Annotated in this window: 17 protein-coding genes; 11 read left to right on the top strand and 6 right to left on the bottom strand. The window is 63.3% G+C overall.

Annotation, left to right across the window (positions count from 1 at the left end; all coding sequences use genetic code 11):
• Positions 1-15 precede the first annotated feature (15 nt).
• From CKW37_RS04610 to CKW37_RS04575, 8 genes are all read left to right on the top strand, one after another.
• Positions 16-1434: an ATP-binding protein gene (locus tag CKW37_RS04610; RefSeq protein ID WP_177454400.1), complete on the top strand. Its 1419-nt coding sequence runs from the start codon at positions 16-18 to the stop codon at positions 1432-1434.
• A 138-nt stretch (positions 1435-1572) separates the two neighbouring features.
• Complete coding sequence (locus tag CKW37_RS04605; RefSeq protein WP_095154262.1) at positions 1573-2439, top strand: alpha/beta fold hydrolase; 867 nt, start codon at positions 1573-1575, stop codon at positions 2437-2439.
• Entirely contained in the window at positions 2439-2861 is a 423-nt protein-coding gene (locus tag CKW37_RS04600; RefSeq protein ID WP_095154261.1) for a MarR family winged helix-turn-helix transcriptional regulator, read from the top strand. Before CKW37_RS04605 ends, CKW37_RS04600 begins: the two co-directional genes overlap by 1 nt.
• Positions 2862-2982: 121 nt before the next feature.
• On the top strand, positions 2983-4245 hold the full coding sequence (locus CKW37_RS04595) for an ABC transporter substrate-binding protein (RefSeq protein ID WP_095154260.1): 1263 nt from the start codon (positions 2983-2985) through the stop codon (positions 4243-4245).
• A gap of 95 nt (positions 4246-4340) precedes the next feature.
• Positions 4341-5249 carry a carbohydrate ABC transporter permease gene (locus CKW37_RS04590; RefSeq protein WP_095154259.1) on the top strand — a complete coding sequence of 303 codons (909 nt, stop codon included), beginning with the start codon at positions 4341-4343 and terminating at the stop codon, positions 5247-5249.
• Positions 5242-6072, top strand: a complete 831-nt coding sequence (locus CKW37_RS04585) for a carbohydrate ABC transporter permease (protein WP_095154258.1) — start codon at positions 5242-5244, stop codon at positions 6070-6072. Before CKW37_RS04590 ends, CKW37_RS04585 begins: the two co-directional genes overlap by 8 nt.
• A 3-nt stretch (positions 6073-6075) precedes the next feature.
• On the top strand, positions 6076-7227 hold the full coding sequence (locus CKW37_RS04580; RefSeq protein ID WP_095154257.1) for an ABC transporter ATP-binding protein: 1152 nt from the start codon (positions 6076-6078) through the stop codon (positions 7225-7227).
• 54 nt (positions 7228-7281) lie between these two features.
• Positions 7282-8625 (top strand): carbohydrate porin, encoded by a 1344-nt coding sequence (locus CKW37_RS04575; protein WP_095154256.1) that lies wholly within the window; start codon positions 7282-7284, stop codon positions 8623-8625.
• A gap of 64 nt (positions 8626-8689) precedes the next feature.
• Here the strand turns inward: CKW37_RS04575 and CKW37_RS04570 are convergent, their stop codons facing one another.
• On the bottom strand, positions 8690-9550 hold the full coding sequence (locus CKW37_RS04570; RefSeq protein WP_218241215.1) for a MurR/RpiR family transcriptional regulator: 861 nt from the start codon (positions 9548-9550) through the stop codon (positions 8690-8692).
• Positions 9551-9759: 209 nt separating this feature from the next.
• Between CKW37_RS04570 and zwf the strand changes: the two genes are divergently transcribed.
• From zwf to CKW37_RS04555, 3 genes are read left to right on the top strand one after another with little or no spacing between them, the layout of a single operon-like run.
• Positions 9760-11229, top strand: a complete 1470-nt coding sequence (gene zwf / locus CKW37_RS04565; protein WP_095154254.1) for a glucose-6-phosphate dehydrogenase — start codon at positions 9760-9762, stop codon at positions 11227-11229.
• Entirely contained in the window at positions 11216-11929 is a 714-nt protein-coding gene (gene pgl / locus CKW37_RS04560) for a 6-phosphogluconolactonase (protein ID WP_095154253.1), read from the top strand. Before zwf ends, pgl begins: the two co-directional genes overlap by 14 nt.
• 16 nt (positions 11930-11945) lie before the next feature.
• Complete coding sequence (locus CKW37_RS04555; RefSeq protein ID WP_095154252.1) at positions 11946-12623, top strand: bifunctional 4-hydroxy-2-oxoglutarate aldolase/2-dehydro-3-deoxy-phosphogluconate aldolase; 678 nt, start codon at positions 11946-11948, stop codon at positions 12621-12623.
• 83 nt (positions 12624-12706) lie between these two features.
• On the opposite strand, the gene CKW37_RS04550 is transcribed toward CKW37_RS04555, so the two are convergent.
• The 5 genes from CKW37_RS04550 to CKW37_RS04530 form a co-directional block, all read right to left on the bottom strand.
• Positions 12707-13066 carry a DUF6384 family protein gene (locus tag CKW37_RS04550; RefSeq protein ID WP_095154251.1) on the bottom strand — a complete coding sequence of 120 codons (360 nt, stop codon included), beginning with the start codon at positions 13064-13066 and terminating at the stop codon, positions 12707-12709.
• 93 nt (positions 13067-13159) lie between these two features.
• Positions 13160-14491, bottom strand: coding sequence for a hypothetical protein (locus CKW37_RS04545; RefSeq protein ID WP_095154250.1), 1332 nt, complete (start codon positions 14489-14491; stop codon positions 13160-13162).
• 153 nt (positions 14492-14644) lie between these two features.
• Positions 14645-15049, bottom strand: a complete 405-nt coding sequence (locus CKW37_RS04540; protein ID WP_095154249.1) for a DUF6384 family protein — start codon at positions 15047-15049, stop codon at positions 14645-14647.
• Entirely contained in the window at positions 15046-16188 is a 1143-nt protein-coding gene (locus CKW37_RS04535; protein WP_095154248.1) for a merozoite surface protein 3b, read from the bottom strand. Before CKW37_RS04535 ends, CKW37_RS04540 begins: the two co-directional genes overlap by 4 nt.
• 9 nt (positions 16189-16197) lie before the next feature.
• Positions 16198-17538 carry a hypothetical protein gene (locus CKW37_RS04530; protein WP_143501879.1) on the bottom strand — a complete coding sequence of 447 codons (1341 nt, stop codon included), beginning with the start codon at positions 17536-17538 and terminating at the stop codon, positions 16198-16200.
• Positions 17539-17710: the final 172 nt, after the last annotated feature.

Here is a 17710-nt window from a genome sequence, read left to right as displayed (position 1 = left end):
CGCGGGCGGTTGTCGCTGCCGCGTTCGCTGCTGGGGCGGATGCTGCTGCTGACCCTGCTGGTGGTGCTGGTGGCCCAAGGGCTGTCGAGTTTCATCTGGCTCTCGCAATTGCGCGCCAGCCAGCGCGAAGGCCTGGTGGCCAGTGCCCGCAGTCTGGCCCATTCGATGAGCGCCAGCGTCAGCTACTTCCGCTCGCTGCCCCTGGCGTACCGCCCGCTGGTGCTCGACCAGTTGCGCAGCATGGGCGGCACACGCTTCTTCGTTTCCCTCAATGACCGGCCGCTGGACATGCGCGTGCTGCCCTCGACCCCGCGCAAGCAAGCGGTGGTGTCGGCGGTGGACGAGGTGCTGCGCCAGCGCCTGGGCGAGGCGATGCAGATCTCCGTCGAGTTCGTCAGCCCGCAGGACCTGCGCATCTTCAACAGCGGCTTGAAGCTGGACGAATTGCCGCGTTCCTGGGCGCATTACGCGCTGACCCTGGAGCCGGTCGATCCGCCCGTGCTGGTGACCCAGATTCGCCTGGCAGAGGGCGAGTGGTTGTACATCGCCTCGCTGCTGCCCGAGCCCTACACCAGCCTCGAAGACGAAGGCCTGCCGCGCCAGCAGGTGTGGTTCATCGCCTTGACCAGCTTCTTCCTGCTGCTGTTCATCGGCCTGCTGGTGCACTGGCAGAGCCGCCCGCTCAAACGCCTGGCGCTGGCCGCGCGGGAGATGTCACTGGGCGCCGAGGTCGAGCCGGTGGTGGAGGGCGGCGGCAGCGAAGTAGTGGAAGTGGCGCGGGCCTTCAATGCCATGCGCGAGCGCATCAGCCGCTACCTCACCGAGCGCAGCCAGTTGTTCAGCGCGATTTCCCATGACCTGCGCACGCCCATCACCCGCTTGCGCCTGCGTGTCGAGCTGCTGGAGGACGAGGCGGTGCAGGCCAAGTTCGGGCGGGACCTCGACGAGCTGGAGATGCTGGTCAAGGGTGCCCTGCAATGCGTGAAAGACACCGACATCCACGAGAACATCGAGCCGATTGACCTCGACCTGATGCTGGAATGCCTGGTCGAACCGTACCTGGCCAGTGGGCGGGTCACGGTGCAGGGCCGGGTGGAGGCGCCGTACCCCGGCAAACCGCTGGCGTTGCGGCGCTGTATCGGCAACCTGATCGACAACGCGCTGAAGTATGGCGAGCGCGCTCACCTGCGGATCATCGACAGCGCCCACAGCTTCGTGCTTCAGGTCGATGACGAAGGACCGGGCGTACCGGCGCAGCGGCTGGAGCAGGTGTTCGAACCGCATTTCCGCCTGGCCGGGCAGCAGCAGGGGTATGGGTTGGGATTGGGGATTGCGCGGAATATCGCCCATAGCCATGGGGGCGAGGTGAGTCTGCGTAATTTGCGGGAGGGTGGGTTGCGGGTGACGTTGAGTTTGCCCCGGTATTTGGGGTGATCTTTAGGGCCTCATCGCTGGCTTGCCAGCGATGAGGCCCTGAAAACCAGCAAGTGACCCGAGAAATATCAGCGACTCGCCAGTCATTATTTCGCATGTTAAATAATAGCTTTGCACTCATCCCCTCCAGGCCCCGCCATGACCAAAACCTCCCACGCGATCACCTGTTCCGACGGCCTTATCCTCCGCGCCACGCTGTTCGGCGATCCCAATACCGCCAAGGCGCTGGTGCTGCTCAATCCCGCCACCGGCGTCACCGAGCGCATGTACGCGGCGTTCGCTAGCTACCTCGCCGAACAGGGCTTCCTGGCCCTGACCTACAACTACCGCGGTGTGCAAGGCGGCACGCCGGCCAAGGCGGTCGATGCCGGGTTCAGCACCTGGGCCGACCTCGACGTCGAGGCCGTGACCCACTGGGCGGCGCGGGAATTTCCCGACCTGCCGCTGCTGGCCGTCGGGCACAGTTTCGGCGGTCACGCGTTCGGCTTGTGCGAGAGCAGCCGGCTGCTCAGCGGCGCGGTGATGATCACCTCGCAGGCCGGTTGCCTGCGCTTCATCCGGCCCACCGCCGAGCGCCTGCGGGTGACCGCCTTGCTCAAGCTGATCGGTCCGTTCTGTGCGCGAGTCCTCGGTTATGTGCCGGGTCGCAAACTGGGCATCGGCGAAGACCTGCCGGCCAAGGTGATGCTGGAGTGGAGCCGCTGGACCTCGCTGCCCAATTACTTTTTCGATGACCCGGCGATGAACGCCGTCGCGCGTTTCCGCCGGCCTCGGATGCCGGTGCTGTCGATCGGGTTCGAGGACGATCCGTGGGCGCCGGCCGAAGCCATCGACCTGATGAGCAGCCACCTCACCGATTGCACCGTCGAGCGCCGCCAGTACGGTCCGGCGGACAGCAACGGCCAGGCCATCGGTCACCTCGGGTTTTTCCGCGACCGTCACGCCAGCACGCTGTGGCCGGTGGTCAGCCAGTGGTTGGCGCAACGCCTCGAGGTGCGCGGCTGATGACATTCGATCGTCGTTACATGTACCTGCTCAACACCGCGCAGAAGCGCTTGCGCCGGCATCTTGAGCAGCGCGCGGAAAGCCGCGCCGGGATCAGCGTGGTGCAGGCCGGCGCGCTGTTCGCCCTGTTGCGCCAGGACGGTGCCTTGAGCACGGAGCTGGCGAGCCAACTGGATATCGCGCCGTCGGCGATGACCGGGCTGGCCGATCGCATGCTGCGCGCGGGCCTGCTGGAACGCCGGGTCGATGAGCAGGACAAACGCATCAACCGGCTCTGGCTGACGGCGCATGGTCGTGACGTGGCGCTGACCGCCCAGGGCGAGCTGGCGCCGCTGAACCACAATCTGACCGAGGGTTTCAGCGACGCGGAAATGCAAGTGGTGTCGCGCTGGCTGGCGGCGGTGAGCGAGCGTTTCGGCTGAATGTCACCGGCTGGTGACATTTGCGCGTCCCTTCGTTACGTCGCGGCGCGGCAGGCTGATTAGACTCCAGACAAACGCCCGCCACTGTGCCGGCCATAACAACAAGAAAAGGTCTTTGCCGATGAATGCGCTTACCCGCCTCGCCGCCGTCGTGTCCCTCGCTTCCCTGTTCCCGCTCAGCGCCCTGGCCGATGATCCCGGCACGGTGGAAGTGCTGCATTGGTGGACCTCGGGCGGCGAAGCCAAGGCGGTGGAAACCCTGAAGGAACAGGTGAAGAAAGACGGTTTCATCTGGAAGGACAACGCTGTTGCTGGCGGCGGCGGTGCCGCGGCCATGACTGTGCTCAAGACCCGCGCCATCTCCGGCAACCCACCCGCCGCCGCGCAGATCAAGGGCCCGGATATCCAGGAATGGGGCGCGCTGGGCCTGCTCACCGAGCTGGACGACGTGGCCGTGGCCAACAAATGGGACAGCCTGCTGCCGCCGAAAGTCGCCGAGATCATGAAGTACGACGGTCACTACGTGGCGGTGCCGGTGAACATCCACCGGGTCAACTGGCTGTGGATCAACCCGCAGGTGTTCGACAAGGCCGGGGCCAAGGTGCCGACCACCCTCGACGAACTGTTCGCCGCCGCCGACAAACTCAAGGCCGCCGGCTTCATCCCCCTGGCCCACGGTGGCCAGCCGTGGCAGGACAGCACGGTGTTCGAGGATGTGGCGCTGAGCATCCTCGGTCCGAAGACGTATCACGCGGCCTTCGTTGATCTGGATGAGAAGACCCTGACCGGCGCGCAGATGGTCGAGGTCTTCGCCACCCTCAAGCGGCTCGGCACCTACATGGACCCGAACCGCGCCGGGCGCGACTGGAATATCGCTGCTGCCGAAGTGATCAGCGGCAAGGCCGGCATGCAGATCATGGGCGACTGGGCCAAGAGCGAATGGACCGCCGCCGGCAAGGTTGCGGGCAAGGATTACCAGTGCGTGCCGTTCCCCGGCACCCAGGGCAGCTTCGCCTACAACATCGATTCGCTGGCGATGTTCAAGCTGAAGAACGCCAACGACATCAAGGCCCAGAACGACCTGGCCAAGGTCGCCCTGGAGCCTGAATTCCAGACCGTGTTCAACCAGAACAAAGGCTCGCTGCCGGTGCGCCAGGACATGGACATCAGCCAGTTCGACGCCTGCACCCAGAAGTCCGCGGCGGACTTCAAGCAAGCGGCGCAGGGCGACGGGCTGCAACCGAGCATGGCGCACAACATGGCCACCAGCCTGGCGGTGCAGGGGGCGATCTTCGATGTCGTCACCAACTTCCTCAATGACCCCGCTGCCGAGCCGGCGACGGCGGTGAAGCAACTGAGCGCGGCGATCAAAGCGGCCCGTTAGGTGGCCCATCGCGAGCAAGCTCGCTCCTACAAACCCTGTAGGAGCGAGCTTGCTCGCGATGGGTCGTAACACGACCCCGTCATCGGGACTTAATCATGAACACTGCAATCGCCCTGCGGCGAGCCTCCCCGCTGGACGCCCTCCAGCGCTGGCTGCCGAAACTGGTCCTGGCTCCCAGCATGCTGATCGTCCTAGTGGGCTTCTACGGCTACATCCTCTGGACCTTCATCCTGTCCTTCACCAACTCCAGCTTCATGCCCAGCTACAAGTGGGTCGGCCTGGCCCAGTACGCGCGGCTGATGGACAACGACCGCTGGTGGGTGGCGAGCAAGAACCTGCTGCTGTTCGGCGGCCTGTTCATCAGCATCAGCCTGGTGGTCGGGGTGCTGCTGGCGGTGCTGCTGGATCAGCGCATCCGCCGCGAAGGCTTTATCCGCACGGTCTATTTGTACCCCATGGCACTGTCGATGATTGTCACCGGCACCGCATGGAAATGGCTGCTCAATCCCGGCCTGGGCCTCGACAAACTGCTGCGCGATTGGGGCTGGGAGGGCTTTCGCCTCGACTGGCTGGTGGACCCCGACCGGGTCGTTTACTGCCTGGTGATCGCGGCCGTCTGGCAGGCGTCGGGCTTTGTCATGGCGCTGTTTCTCGCCGGGCTGCGCGGCGTCGATCCGTCGATCATCCGCGCCGCCCAGGTCGACGGCGCGAGCCTGCCGCGCATCTACCTGCGCATCGTCCTGCCGAGCCTGCGCCCGGTGTTTTTCAGTGCGCTGATGATCCTCTCCCACATCGCGATCAAGAGCTTCGACCTGGTCGCGGCGATGACGGCGGGCGGGCCCGGCTATGCCTCGGACCTGCCGGCGATGTTCATGTACGCCTTCACCTTCAGCCGCGGGCAGATGGGCATGGGCTCGGCCAGCGCGATCCTGATGCTGGGCGCGATCCTCTCGATCCTGGTGCCGTACCTGTATTCGGAACTGCGGGGCAAACGCCATGACTAGCTCGTTGCGCCTGAGTCGCCTGGCCATCTACGCCACCCTGTTGCTGGCCTGCGCGGTGTACCTGATCCCGCTGTTGGTGATGCTACTGACCAGCTTCAAGACCCCGGATGATATCCGCACCGGCAACCTGCTCAGTTGGCCCGAAGTGATCACCGGCATCGGCTGGATCAAGGCCTGGGACACGGTGGGCGGCTACTTCTGGAACTCGGTGAAGATCACCGTGCCGGCCGTGCTGATCTCGACCCTGGTCGGCGCGCTCAACGGCTATGTGCTGTCGATGTGGCGCTTCCGTGGTTCGCAACTGTTCTTCGGCCTACTGCTGTTTGGCTGCTTCCTGCCATTCCAGACCGTGCTGCTGCCGGCCTCGTTCACCCTCGGCAAGCTGGGCCTGGCCAGCACCACCACCGGCCTGGTGCTGGTGCACATCGTCTACGGCCTGGCCTTCACCACGCTGTTTTTCCGCAATTACTACTGCAGCATCCCCAGCGCTCTGGTGAGCGCCGCGCGGCTGGATGGCGCGGGCTTCTTCACGATTTTCGGGAGGATCCTGCTGCCGATGTCGGTGCCGATCATCATGGTCTGCCTGATCTGGCAGTTCACCCAGATCTGGAACGACTTTCTCTTCGGCGTGGTGTTCGCCAGCGGCGACGCCCAGCCCATCACCGTGGCCCTGAACAACCTGGTGAACACCAGCACCGGGGTGAAGGAATACAACGTCGACATGGCGGCGGCGATGATCGCCGGACTACCGACCCTGCTGGTCTATGTGCTGGCGGGCAAATACTTTCTGCGCGGGCTCACCGCCGGCGCGGTCAAGGGGTGAAACATGGCAACGCTTGAACTGCGCAACGTCAACAAGACCTACGGCAGCGGTCTGCCGGATACCTTGAAAGACATCGAACTGAAGATCGACTCCGGTGAGTTCCTGATCCTCGTCGGCCCGTCCGGCTGCGGCAAATCGACCCTGATGAACTGCATCGCCGGGCTGGAACAGATCAGCGGCGGGGCGATCCTGGTGGACGACGCCGACATCAGCGGCATGAGCCCCAAGGACCGCGATATCGCCATGGTGTTTCAGTCCTACGCGCTGTACCCGACCATGAGCGTGCGCGACAACATCGCCTTCGGTTTGAAGATCCGCAAACTGCCGGCGGCGGCCATCGACGAAGAGGTGGCGCGGGTGTCGCGGCTGTTGCAGATCGAGCACCTGCTGGCGCGCAAGCCGGGCCAGTTGTCCGGCGGCCAGCAGCGCGTGGCGATGGGCCGGGCGCTGGCGCGGCGGCCGCGGATCTACCTGTTCGATGAGCCGCTGTCCAACCTCGACGCCAAACTGCGGGTGGAGATGCGCACCGAAATCAAGCTGATGCACCAACGCCTGAAAACCACAACGGTCTACGTCACCCACGACCAGATCGAGGCCATGACCCTGGGCGATAAAGTGGCGGTGATGAAGGACGGGGTGATCCAGCAGTTCGGCACGCCGCAGCAGATCTACAACGATCCGGCCAACCTGTTCGTCGCCAGCTTCATCGGCTCGCCGCCGATGAACTTCATTCCGTTGCGCCTGCAACGTCGGGAAGGTCGCCTGCTGGCGCTGCTCGACAGCGGCCAGGCCCGCTGCGAGCTGCCATTGGGTATCAGCGAGGCGGGGCTGGAAGAGCGCGATGTGATCCTCGGTATCCGCCCGGAACAGATCAGTCTCGCGCCCACCACAGCCAACGGCCTGCCGACCATTCGCGCCGAGGTGCGGATCACCGAGCCCACCGGGCCGGACCTGCTGGTGTTCGTCACCCTCAACCAGACCAAGGTCTGCTGCCGACTGTCACCGGACATGCCGGCGCAGGTGGGCGACAGCCTGAACCTGCAATTCGATCCGGCCCGGGTGCTGCTGTTCGACGCAGTCAGCGGCGAACGCCTCGGGACGGTCGGCAGCTCGCGCAATGCCACTGGCAACGTGGCGCAGTTCAAGGGCCGTTGAACGTTGGCAACAACGCGTGATCACCATCGATAACAAGAAACGAGGAAATAACGGATGGAGTACTTCAAGCGCAGTCTGTCTTTGAGTCCGCTGGCGTTACTGGTGGCCCTCGCCAGTAGCGGGGCGCAGGCCGCCGCGGCCTTCGACCCGTCATCGAAATGGATGAGCGGCGACTGGGACGGCAGCCGCACCGCGTTGCTGGAGCAGGGTTACGACTTCAGCCTCGACTACGTCGGCGAGGTCGCCGGCAATCTGCACGGCGGCTACAACCACGACCGCACCGCCCGCTACAGCGACCAGTTCGCCCTCGGGGTGAAACTGGATTTGCAGAAGATCCTTGGTTGGCACGACGCCGAGTTCAAGCTGGCGATCACCGAGCGCAGTGGGCGCAACCTGTCCAACGACCGCATCAGCGACCCGCGTGCCGGGCAGTACAGCTCGGTGCAGGAAGTCTGGGGCCGCGGCCAGACCTGGCGGCTGACGCAGATGTGGGTCAAGCAGAAGTACTTCGACGGCGCGCTGGATGTGAAAGTCGGCCGCTTTGGCGAAGGCGAGGATTTCAACAGCTTCCCCTGCGACTTCCAGAACCTGGCGTTCTGCGGCTCGCAGGTGGGCAACTGGGTCGGCGGCATCTGGTACAACTGGCCTGTCAGCCAGTGGGCGCTGCGGGTCAAATACAACATCACCGAGGAATTCTTCGCCCAGGTCGGCGTGTTCGAACAGAACCCCTCCAACCTCGATACCGGCAACGGTTTCAAGCTCAGCGGCAGCGGCACCAAGGGTATGATCCTGCCGGTTGAGCTGGTCTGGTCGCCGCGGGTCAACGGCCTGCCGGGGGAATACCGGCTGGGCTACTACTACAGCACCGCCAAGGCCGATGACATCTTCGAAGACATCAACGGCCAGCCCCAAGTGCTGACCCGCGCCGCCAGCCGACAACACTCCAGCAAGCATGGCGCGTGGGTCGTGGCGCAGCAGCAGGTCACCACCCACAACGGCGACGCCGATCGTGGCCTGAGCCTGTTCGCCAACCTCACCGTGCACGACAAGGCCACCAACGTGGTGGACAACTACCAGCAGGTGGGCCTTGTCTACAAAGGTGCTTTCGATGCGCGGCCCAAGGACGATATCGGCTTTGGCGTGGCGCGGATCCACGTCAATGACGACGTGAAGAAGAGGGCGGAGTTGCTGAATGCGGCGAGCGGTATTCAAGACTACGACAACGCGGGGTTCGTGCCGCTGCAACGCACCGAGTACAACGCCGAGCTGTATTACGGCTTCCACGTCACCAACTGGCTGACCGTGCGGCCTAACCTGCAGTACATCAAGAGCCCGGGGGCGGTGGACGAAGTGGACAATGCGCTGGTGGCGGGGGTGAAGGTGCAGTCGTCGTTCTGATGTCGGGTTGTAGTAATTCTACAAACCTTGGGGGCCTCATCGCCGGCAATGAGGCCCTTGAGGATCAACCCAGCTCATCATCCAGCGGATACCGGCTCGCATTCAGGCTTTCCTTGATCTTGCGCAGGTGCGGCTGGAAATCCACACCGCGGCGCAAGGTCATGCCGGTCGCCAGCACATCCAGCACCGTGAGCTGAATGATCCGTGAGGTCATCGGCATATAGATGTCGGTGTCTTCCGGCAGCGGGATGTTCAGGCTCAGGCTGCTGGCCGCGGCCAGCGGCGAGTTGGCGGCGGTCAGGGCCAGTACCGAGGCGCCGTTGTCGCGTGCCAGGCGGGCGACTTCCACCAGCTCGCGGGTGCGTCCGGTGTAGGAAATGATCACGAATACGTCGCCGGTGTGCGCCACCGACGCCAGCATGCGCTGCATCAGCACGTCGGCGTGGGCCGAGACGGCGAGGTTGAAACGGAAGAATTTGTGCTGCGCATCCAGCGCCACCGGCGCCGAGGCGCCAAGGCCGAAGAAGTGAATCTGGCGGGCCTGGATCAGCATGTCGACGGCGCGGCTGATGATGTTTGGATCAAGTTGCTGGCAGGCCGTGTCCAACGAGGCGATGGCGCTGCCGAAGATCTTCTGGGTGTAGGACGCCGGATCGTCGTTCGGCTCCACCGCGCGGCTGACGTAGGCGGCGCCGCTGGCCAGGCTCTGCGCCAGTTGCAGCTTGAGTTCCGGGTAGCCACTGACACCGAACGAGCGGCAGAAACGGTTGACCGTCGGCTCGCTGACCTTGGACGCCTGGGCCAGCGCCGCGATGCTGAAACGGGTGGCTTGCTGAGGGCTTTGCAGGATGACTTCGGCGACTTTACGCTCGGCCTTGTTCAAATCGTCGAGACGGCCCTGGATCTGCTCCAGCAGGTTTCGCACGCGGTCCATGAGGGTTTCCTTGGGTCAGGGAGACAGCCATTGGTCGGAGCCAGGCTGTTGTAACGATGGCTTATCGTACTGATGGCACCGTTACTGCACCACTTCAATCTGTCCTACAGGTCAAATGTTGTTGTTTTTACTACATTGATTGTTGATTCCTACGTCTGAAAACGGTATTTCTACGTCCACTTGGTAAAAGAACCGACATTATGTCTTCGATCAGCGTTGAGCCCTGCACCTTTGCCCTGTTCGGCGCCCTTGGCGACCTGGCGTTGCGCAAGCTGTTCCCGGCGCTCTATCAACTGGACCGGGCCGAGCTGCTGCATCCCCAGACTCGCGTGCTCGCCCTGGCCCGCGAAGCCGGCACTGCGCAGCAGCACCTGGCGGCCATCGAAGCGCACCTGCATGAATTCCTCGCGCCTGCCGACCTCGACAGCGCCGCCCTGCAGCGTTTTCTGGGGCGGCTGCGCTACCTGCACATGGACTTTCTGCAGGCCCAGGACTACCCGGCGCTGGTCGAGCAGGTCGATCCCGCCGCGCCGCTGATCGCCTACTTCGCCACGCCTGCGGCGGTCTACGGCGGTATTTGCGAGAACCTCGCCAAGGCCGGTCTCAGCGAGCGCACCCGGGTGGTGCTGGAAAAACCCATCGGCCACGACCTGGAGTCGTCGCGGCGGGTCAACGATGCCGTGGCGCAGTTCTTCCCGGAAAACCGCGTCTACCGGATCGACCACTACCTGGGCAAGGAAACGGTGCAGAACCTGATCGCCCTGCGCTTTGCCAACAGCCTGTTCGAAACCCAGTGGAACCAGAATTCCATCTCCCATGTGGAGATCACCGTCGCCGAGAAGGTCGGCATCGAAGGCCGCTGGGGCTACTTCGACAAGGCCGGCCAGTTGCGCGACATGATCCAGAACCACTTGCTGCAACTGCTCTGCCTGATCGCCATGGACCCGCCCAGCGACCTGTCGGCCGATAGCATCCGCGACGAGAAGGTCAAGGTGCTCAAGGCACTGGCGCCGATCGGCGGCCAGGGCCTCGGCACCTGCGTGGTGCGCGGCCAGTACATCGCCGGCCACAGCGGCGACAAAGCGGTGCCCGGCTATCTGGAAGAAGACAACGCCAACACCCACAGCGACACCGAGACCTTCGTCGCCCTGCGCGCCGATATCCGCAACTGGCGTTGGGCCGGGGTGCCCTTCTACCTGCGCACTGGCAAGCGCATGCCGCAGAAGCTGTCGCAGATCGTCATCCATTTCAAGGAACCGCAGCACTACATCTTCGCCGCGGAACAGCGTTTGCAGATCGGCAACAAGCTGATCATCCGCCTGCAGCCGGACGAGGGTATCTCGCTGCGGGTGATGACCAAGGAGCAGGGCCTGGACAAGGGCATGCAATTACGCAGCGGCCCGCTGCAACTGAATTTCTCCGACACCTGGCGCACGGCACGCATCCCCGATGCCTACGAGCGCCTGTTGCTGGAGGTGATGCGCGGCAATCAGAACCTGTTTGTTCGCAAGGATGAAATCGAATATGCGTGGAAATGGTGCGACCAGTTGATCGCTGGCTGGAAACAGTCCGGCGATGCGCCCAAGCCTTATGCGGCGGGCACCTGGGGGCCGATGGCGGCGGTCGCGCTGATTACCCGTGATGGGAGGTCGTGGTATGGCGATATCTGAATTGCAGTGGCCGGCGTCGGTCACCGCCCGTGAATTCAAGAGTCCGGCGCAGCTTGCGCAACGGCTGGCGGCGGATGTCGCCGAGCGCTTGCGCGCAGCCATCGCCGGGCAGGGCAGGGCGACCCTGGTGGTGTCCGGTGGGCGCAGCCCGGTGGCGTTCTTCGAAGCGCTGAGGCACGAGAAGCTGGACTGGTCGAACGTGCTGATCAGCCTCGCCGATGAACGCTGGGTGCCGGTGGAACATGCCGACAGCAACGCTGGCCTGCTGCGCCGTCATCTGCTTCAGGGTGAGGTAGCCAAGGCGCGTTTCCTTGGGCTCTACCGCGCCGCCGCCAACCTCGACGCCGCCGCGCTGGAAGCCGACCAGGCCCTGGCCGAGCTGCCGCCGATCGACGTGCTGGTGCTCGGTATGGGCGATGACGGCCACACCGCGTCGCTGTTCCCCGACAGCCCGAACCTGGCCGAGGGGTTGCGTGTTGACGGCGAGCGCCGGGTCCTGCCGATGCTCGCGCCGAGTGTGCCGCACCAGCGCCTGAGCCTGACCCGGCGACTATTGGCCACAGCCGGTTTCACCGCCTTGTCCGTGCAAGGCGAGGGCAAACTCGCTACGCTGCGCGCCGCGCTGGCTGACGACGACCTGGTGCAGATGCCGATTCGCGCCTTTCTTCACGACCCCCTGGACATCTACTGGTGCCCATGAGCCAAGGATCCCTGTCATGACCACGCTCGAACGCCATACGCCATTGCTCACGATGGCCGAGAAAATCGCCCGGATCGACGCGATCTGCGGCCAGGCGCGCATCCTGCCGGTGATCACCATCGCCCGCGAGGCAGACATCCTGCCGCTGGCCGACGCCTTGGCCGCCGGTGGTATCCGCACCCTTGAAGTGACCTTGCGCTCCGAGCATGGCCTCAAGGCCATCAAGCTGCTGCGCGAGCAGCGCCCGGAACTGTGCATCGGCGCGGGTACGGTGCTGGACCGCAATCTGTTCGCCGCAGTCGAAGAGGCGGGTGCGCAATTCGTGGTCACTCCCGGCATCACCCCGGAGATTCTCCAGGCCGGCGTCGACAGCGATATCCCGCTGCTGCCGGGCATCAGCACGCCTTCGGAGATCATGATGGGCTACGCCCTCGGCTACCGCCGCTTCAAGCTGTTCCCGGCGGAAATCAGCGGCGGCATTGCGGCGATCAAGGCTTATGCCGGCCCCTTCGCCGACGTGCGCTTCTGCCCGACGGGCGGGGTCAAGCCGGACAACCTGAAAAGCTACATGAGCCTGTCCAACGTGATGTGCGTGGGCGGGACCTGGATGCTCGACAGCGGTTGGATCAAGAACGGCGACTGGGCCGCAGTGGAGAAGTGCAGCGCCGAGGCGATGGCGCTGCTGAACGAATAACCATTACGTTGTGTGTTTTACGGCTTTTTGGGGCGCTTGGTCGGCGCCCCTTTTTTTTATGGGGCTGGAGCACAGCAATCGCCTTAGCGGAAAAAGCTCTTGAGCGAGTGGTACATCCACATTATGAAAAAGAGCAGGGCTAGCCAGTCCAGGCATCTGTGCAAGGTTGAGCTGGTGATCATGAAGGCCAGTTTCTTCGCGGGCGCAGTCAGCGTTGGCGACTCGAAGGTCAGTCGTTGCTTGAAGTATTCCGACACGCCCTGTTCGATCAACTCGTCATTGCATTCGACGCCTTGGCTCTTGTAATACGTCCGAATCCGCTCCGCGACTTCCGCCTCGCGCTTGGCCAGGTCGAGGTGCTCCTCGATTTCCATGCGGCGGTGGCGCAAGTCATCGACGAGCGCCATGGCCCCCATCTGTTCGGCAAGCCGCCCGCCGCTCATTGCCCGGCCTTGGTCAGCAGCGTCCGCACCGGCGCTTTCTGGACGGACTTGGGCATGTTGAGGCCGATGGTGTGCAAGCCGGTGACGGCATGTTCAAGGCATTGGCTCATGGCGTATCCCTGCTGAGGTTGATGTGTGGGCATCGTCGAAAGGCTGGCTTCGATTCTTGAACAGATCGATCAGGTCATGCTGTTCCAGATTGCGTTTCATGTAGCTTGAGATCAGTTGTGGAATGTCCAGCGACGGCGGGTAGTCCTCGAAGCGTTCGTCGCTATACAGGCAGGCGCAGGGACCTGCGGTCGGGGTCATCGTGTGGCAGGCACAATCGCACCGGGCAGGACACTGGAAGTCGCGCATCCGCAGCCCATGCAGCGCATATTGCAGTTCGCGGGCACGGGCATATTGCTCGCCGGCCTTGCGTGTACTGCGCCTCAGGTCCTCCAGTGCGCTGCTCAGCGCCTGCAGTTCTTGCGCGTGCTTGTTGAAGAGTTGCGCTTCGGCCGGGGCCCGGGGCACCAGGCCCTGGATGAATGTCCCCAGGTCGGAGCTCCCGGCCTGGTCGACTATCAGGCTGGCGGCCTTGTGCAGGGCTTCGTCCTGCAGGTCGAGAAGTGGGCGCAAGGTTTGATGGACAATGTTCGCCTTCGACTTGGCGGCGATGATCTGCTTGGCGAGCAGGGTGCGTTTGAACGCCGAAGGGTCGTCTGTCACCGGGCTCAATGCTTCTCTCCACCCCGCCTGCTTGCGTTGCTCAAGTGTGGCGATCCGTTGGGCTTGAACATCGCGGTCGGCCTCGACAGTGCGCGGCATTTCCCTGAGCAACAGTTCATTGCGTTGGTTCTGGGTGAAGTTGGTTTTTTTCTTCAGCCATGCCACCAGCTTCTGGTGTAGCCAACTGCCTTTGTACCGTTCGATATCGTGCGTGTACTCACGCAGGTAGCTGTAAAAACGGTCGGCCTCATACGCCGGCAGTTTGCTGTCGCGCTCCTCGATCAGGCGCGGAAGGGCCGCTTCCAGGCGCTTGTGGGTGGCGCGCGAGAGTTCCAGCTCTTTGAACAGCGTTATGTAATCAGGGCTGAAGCGATGCTCGCGCCAGAGTGCGCGCAGCTTGATTTCCCGTTCGGCGACCACGCTCCGGTAGTCCGTGAGCAACGGCAGGATGTCTTCCTCGGCGCGCTCCAGGCGCAGCCACTCGCGGGCCAGCAATTGTTCGCGGTCGCGCAGTAATTGACGAACCTGTTGCTCGCTGGAATTGCTGTGGTAGAAGCGGACCTGGGGCCGTCCGTTCAGCGCGCAGATGACGTCCTGCTTGAGCAGCAGGTCGTTCATGGTGAGCCTCGAAAGTGCTCGTCGCCGTTCGTTGAGAATCAGTTCGCGCTGGCGCGAATTGTCTTCGACCAGCGCAAGGAGGGTGCCGGGTGTCATGCGAGAGGAGTGCTCATCAGTGTCCTTTCTTGATGGGGTGCTGCCGGTTCAGTCCCGGTGGGGCCGCGCAACAAGCATCGAACGCAGAATACTGAGATATTCCTCCGGCTGCACCCATAAAAAAGTCGCCTGCAAGGCGCTGTTGGCGGGTGTTTAGTGCTGAGTCGTCTGTGTTTGAGCTTCCTGATAAGCCTTGGAAAACCCGCGGCTGAAGCCGCTGCAGAACGACGTCCCAAACAGAATGGCGAACGCCAGCATGAAAATCAGCCACAGGCGGAACGCATTGCTGATGATGAGCCGGCCGAAAAACCTCTCCCTGACGTTCATGGGCTTCGCTTCGAACACCAGCCGATGCTGGAAGAATTCCCGCACGCCCTCGTTCACCAGTTCGTCATCGCACTCGATGCCCTGGCTCTTGTAATAGGCCCGGATACGCTCCGCGACTTCCGCCTCGCGCTTGGCGAGATCAAGGTGTTCCTCGATCTCCATGCGGCGGTGGCGCAGGTCGTCGACGAGGGCCATGGCCCCCATCTGTTCGGAAAGACGCCCGTTGCTCATTGCGCCGCCTTGGTCAGCAGTTCGGCAAAGGCGCGCTTGGCGTCTTCGACGGCGCTGGCGATGTCCTGCGCGGCCTTGGTGGACTCGGTGCGGTAGGTATCGGTCAGGGTTTTCATATCGTTCTGGAACGCCAGGGTGGCTTGGGCCAGGGCGCGCACGGAGTCTACGCGGATGGTCGAACCGTAACTGGCTTTCAGTGCATCGTTGAGTTGCTGCTGGGTGTTGCTGCCGAGGGCTTCCAGGCCTTTGCTGATGCCGTCGGTGGTGGCGTTGAGGGTGTGCGTCGCTTCCGCCATGCCCTGGTTGGCCGAGAACGACACCGCCAGGCTGGTGAGGACGATCTCGTTGGTGGAGAAGAACGACACCATGCGCTGGTATTGGCGCTCTTTCACCACATGCACCTGGCTGATGCGGGCGAAGACCATTTCCGCCGTGTTGTAGCCGACCCGCAGGTCGTCGGCGATGTCCTTGATGATCTGGTAGCGCTTGTCTTCGTTCTGCAGTTCACGCACGGCCAGGTCGCGTTTCAGTTCCAGCGCGGAGCGTTCCGCCCCGGCCAGTTCGCCGGCAGCTGTCACGTTGGTGTTTGCGTCGTCCAGTTCGCGGCTGCGTTGTGCCAGGGCCTCGGTGGCCACGGCCAGCACTTCCTGGGCGTTGACCTCGGCGGTCTTCATCGCCAGGCGGAAATCCATGTAGGACTCCAGAATCGCGTTTTCCCGCACGATCTGTTCATTGGCCAGTTTGCAGGCCTGCAGGTAATGCTTGCGGATGTCTTCGAAACGGCTGGGGATCGAGCCGCGACGCACGTTCATCCAGGTCAGCTTGAGGCGCTCCACGGTGTCGAGGCGGCCGTCTTCCATCCACAAGGCCATGGCAGCGGCGTCTTCGCGGATCGAGGTGAAACTGTTGGTGATGTTCATGAAGCGGGTGGACACGTCCATGCCCTGGATCTGGTCGCGGACCATGCTGTTGAAGCTGGTGGACTGCTGCAGCACGGCGGCGATGGCGGTGACTTTCTCGTTGTCGTACTGCGCGACCTTGTCCAGCAACGCCAGCACCGGCGCTTCCTGAACAGGCTTGGGCATGTTGATGCCGATGGTGCGCAGGCCGGTGACGGCACGTTCGAGGTATTGGCTCATGGGGTGTCCTTACGAAGAAGAGAGTTCGGTGGCTGCGCCGGGCGCCGTTGTTGCCGGCTCCGGCACCTGATCGTTGAATGACAACCGTTGGTCGTTGAACAGGCTCATCAGGTCGTCCAGCGCCAGGTTTCGTTTCATGTAGCCAGTGATAAGACCGGTGCAGTCCAGCTCGGGCGGATAGGTGTAATAGCGTTCGTCGTCGTACACGCAGGGGCACTGGCCCTGGAAGTTCTCATCGCGGTGACAGGCGCAGGTGCACTGCTCGCCGCAGTCGGTTTCTTCCTCGCGCAAGGTGCGCAGGCCCCATTCCAGCTCCTTGGCGTGGTGATAGTCCTCCAGGGCCTTGTCGACGTTTTCCTCCAGGCCCTCGACCCGGTTGCTCGAATCAGCAAGCTTGCTCCAGTACTGGTTGAGCGTGTTGCTGTGTTCGGGGCACTCGTTCACCAGCATTTCGAGGATGTCATCGATGCTGTGGTTGCCCAGTTGGGCGTCGATCCAGCGCTCGATGTCCTGGGTGTAGCTGTCTTCGCAATCGATGAAGAGCACAAGCTGGTCGTAGGCCGCATTGGCCCGCGTCTTGGCGGCGATGATCTGCTTGGCCAGCAGTGTCCTGCGCAGCGTCGTGGCATCGGCACGCAGCCCGCCGCCAGCCTTCGCCCAGTTCGCCACATTCTGCTCATCGAGCGTCAGCAGCCTGGCGTTGTGCGCTTCCACCAACGTTGCGACGCTGTCGGGCATGGAGCGCAGAATCAGTTCGTTGCGGCGGTTTTCGCGGTAATTGACCTTGCTCGCCAGCCAGTCATCACACTGGCGGAACAGCCGCCCGCGGGAATAGTCGTCCGTGCCATAGCGCCGGGTGCGCAGGTACACGTAGAACGGGTTGGTTTCGTAGGCCGGCATCTTCTTGTCGCGCTCTTCGATGAGCTGCGCCAGCGAGTCTTGCAAGCGTTGCCGCGCCTGGATGATGTCTTGCCCCTGGCGCATCAGCGAGGTGTAGTCCGGATGCAGGATGTGTGCCTGCCACAACTGCGGAAGTCGCTGCTCCCGCTGGTTGACCAGCGCGCGGAACTCGCTGACCAGTTGGGCGATGTCGTTCTCCACTTCTGCCAGTTGCGCGCGGTATTTCGACTCCTGCTGCTGGCGTTCCTGCAGCGCATGGCGCACCTGCTGATCGAGGGCCGGGTGCTCGATCGGCGCGGCTTCGATACGGCGCAGGTTGGCAATGGTGTCCTGGGTCAGCAGCATGTCTTGGGCGGTGGCTTTCGACAGTGTCGTCTGAAGTCCGGTCAGGATGTTTTCGTAGTGGCGAACGTTGTCTTCGACAAGCGCCATGAGGGAGCCGGGAGTCATGGGCGGGGGTGTCCGGAGTCTTGAGGCGGTAGGCCGTGAGCAGATCGGGAGGTGCTCGGAGGGAAACTCATTTCGTCCGTGATCTCGATGCGGTAAGGGGGTAACGCGGTCGTCGCAGTATATCCAGCAGCACAAGCAAAATAATGGCATTTCCCCTGGTGTTCAAACAAAA

The sequence above is a fragment of the Pseudomonas sp. Irchel 3E13 genome (genome assembly GCF_900187455.1).
Taxonomy (GTDB): Bacteria; Pseudomonadota; Gammaproteobacteria; order Pseudomonadales; family Pseudomonadaceae; genus Aquipseudomonas.
The sequence above is the reverse complement of the archived record's forward strand: the minus strand, read 5'-3'. Positions and strand labels throughout refer to the sequence as shown.

Excerpts from the sequence above, each read along its gene's own strand:
- CKW37_RS04605 (WP_095154262.1), top strand. The coding sequence starts at position 1,573 with ATGACCAAAACCTCCCACGCGATCACCTGTTCCGACGGCCTTATCCTC.
- CKW37_RS04600 (WP_095154261.1), top strand. The coding sequence starts at position 2,439 with ATGACATTCGATCGTCGTTACATGTACCTGCTCAACACCGCGCAGAAG.
- CKW37_RS04595 (WP_095154260.1), top strand. The coding sequence starts at position 2,983 with ATGAATGCGCTTACCCGCCTCGCCGCCGTCGTGTCCCTCGCTTCCCTG.
- CKW37_RS04590 (WP_095154259.1), top strand. The coding sequence starts at position 4,341 with ATGAACACTGCAATCGCCCTGCGGCGAGCCTCCCCGCTGGACGCCCTC.
- CKW37_RS04585 (WP_095154258.1), top strand. The coding sequence starts at position 5,242 with ATGACTAGCTCGTTGCGCCTGAGTCGCCTGGCCATCTACGCCACCCTG.
- CKW37_RS04580 (WP_095154257.1), top strand. The coding sequence starts at position 6,076 with ATGGCAACGCTTGAACTGCGCAACGTCAACAAGACCTACGGCAGCGGT.
- CKW37_RS04575 (WP_095154256.1), top strand. The coding sequence starts at position 7,282 with ATGGAGTACTTCAAGCGCAGTCTGTCTTTGAGTCCGCTGGCGTTACTG.
- zwf (WP_095154254.1), top strand. The coding sequence starts at position 9,760 with ATGTCTTCGATCAGCGTTGAGCCCTGCACCTTTGCCCTGTTCGGCGCC.
- pgl (WP_095154253.1), top strand. The coding sequence starts at position 11,216 with ATGGCGATATCTGAATTGCAGTGGCCGGCGTCGGTCACCGCCCGTGAA.
- CKW37_RS04555 (WP_095154252.1), top strand. The coding sequence starts at position 11,946 with ATGACCACGCTCGAACGCCATACGCCATTGCTCACGATGGCCGAGAAA.
- CKW37_RS04550 (WP_095154251.1), bottom strand. The coding sequence starts at position 13,066 with ATGAGCGGCGGGCGGCTTGCCGAACAGATGGGGGCCATGGCGCTCGTC.
- CKW37_RS04545 (WP_095154250.1), bottom strand. The coding sequence starts at position 14,491 with ATGACACCCGGCACCCTCCTTGCGCTGGTCGAAGACAATTCGCGCCAG.
- CKW37_RS04540 (WP_095154249.1), bottom strand. The coding sequence starts at position 15,049 with ATGAGCAACGGGCGTCTTTCCGAACAGATGGGGGCCATGGCCCTCGTC.
- CKW37_RS04535 (WP_095154248.1), bottom strand. The coding sequence starts at position 16,188 with ATGAGCCAATACCTCGAACGTGCCGTCACCGGCCTGCGCACCATCGGC.
- CKW37_RS04530 (WP_143501879.1), bottom strand. The coding sequence starts at position 17,538 with ATGACTCCCGGCTCCCTCATGGCGCTTGTCGAAGACAACGTTCGCCAC.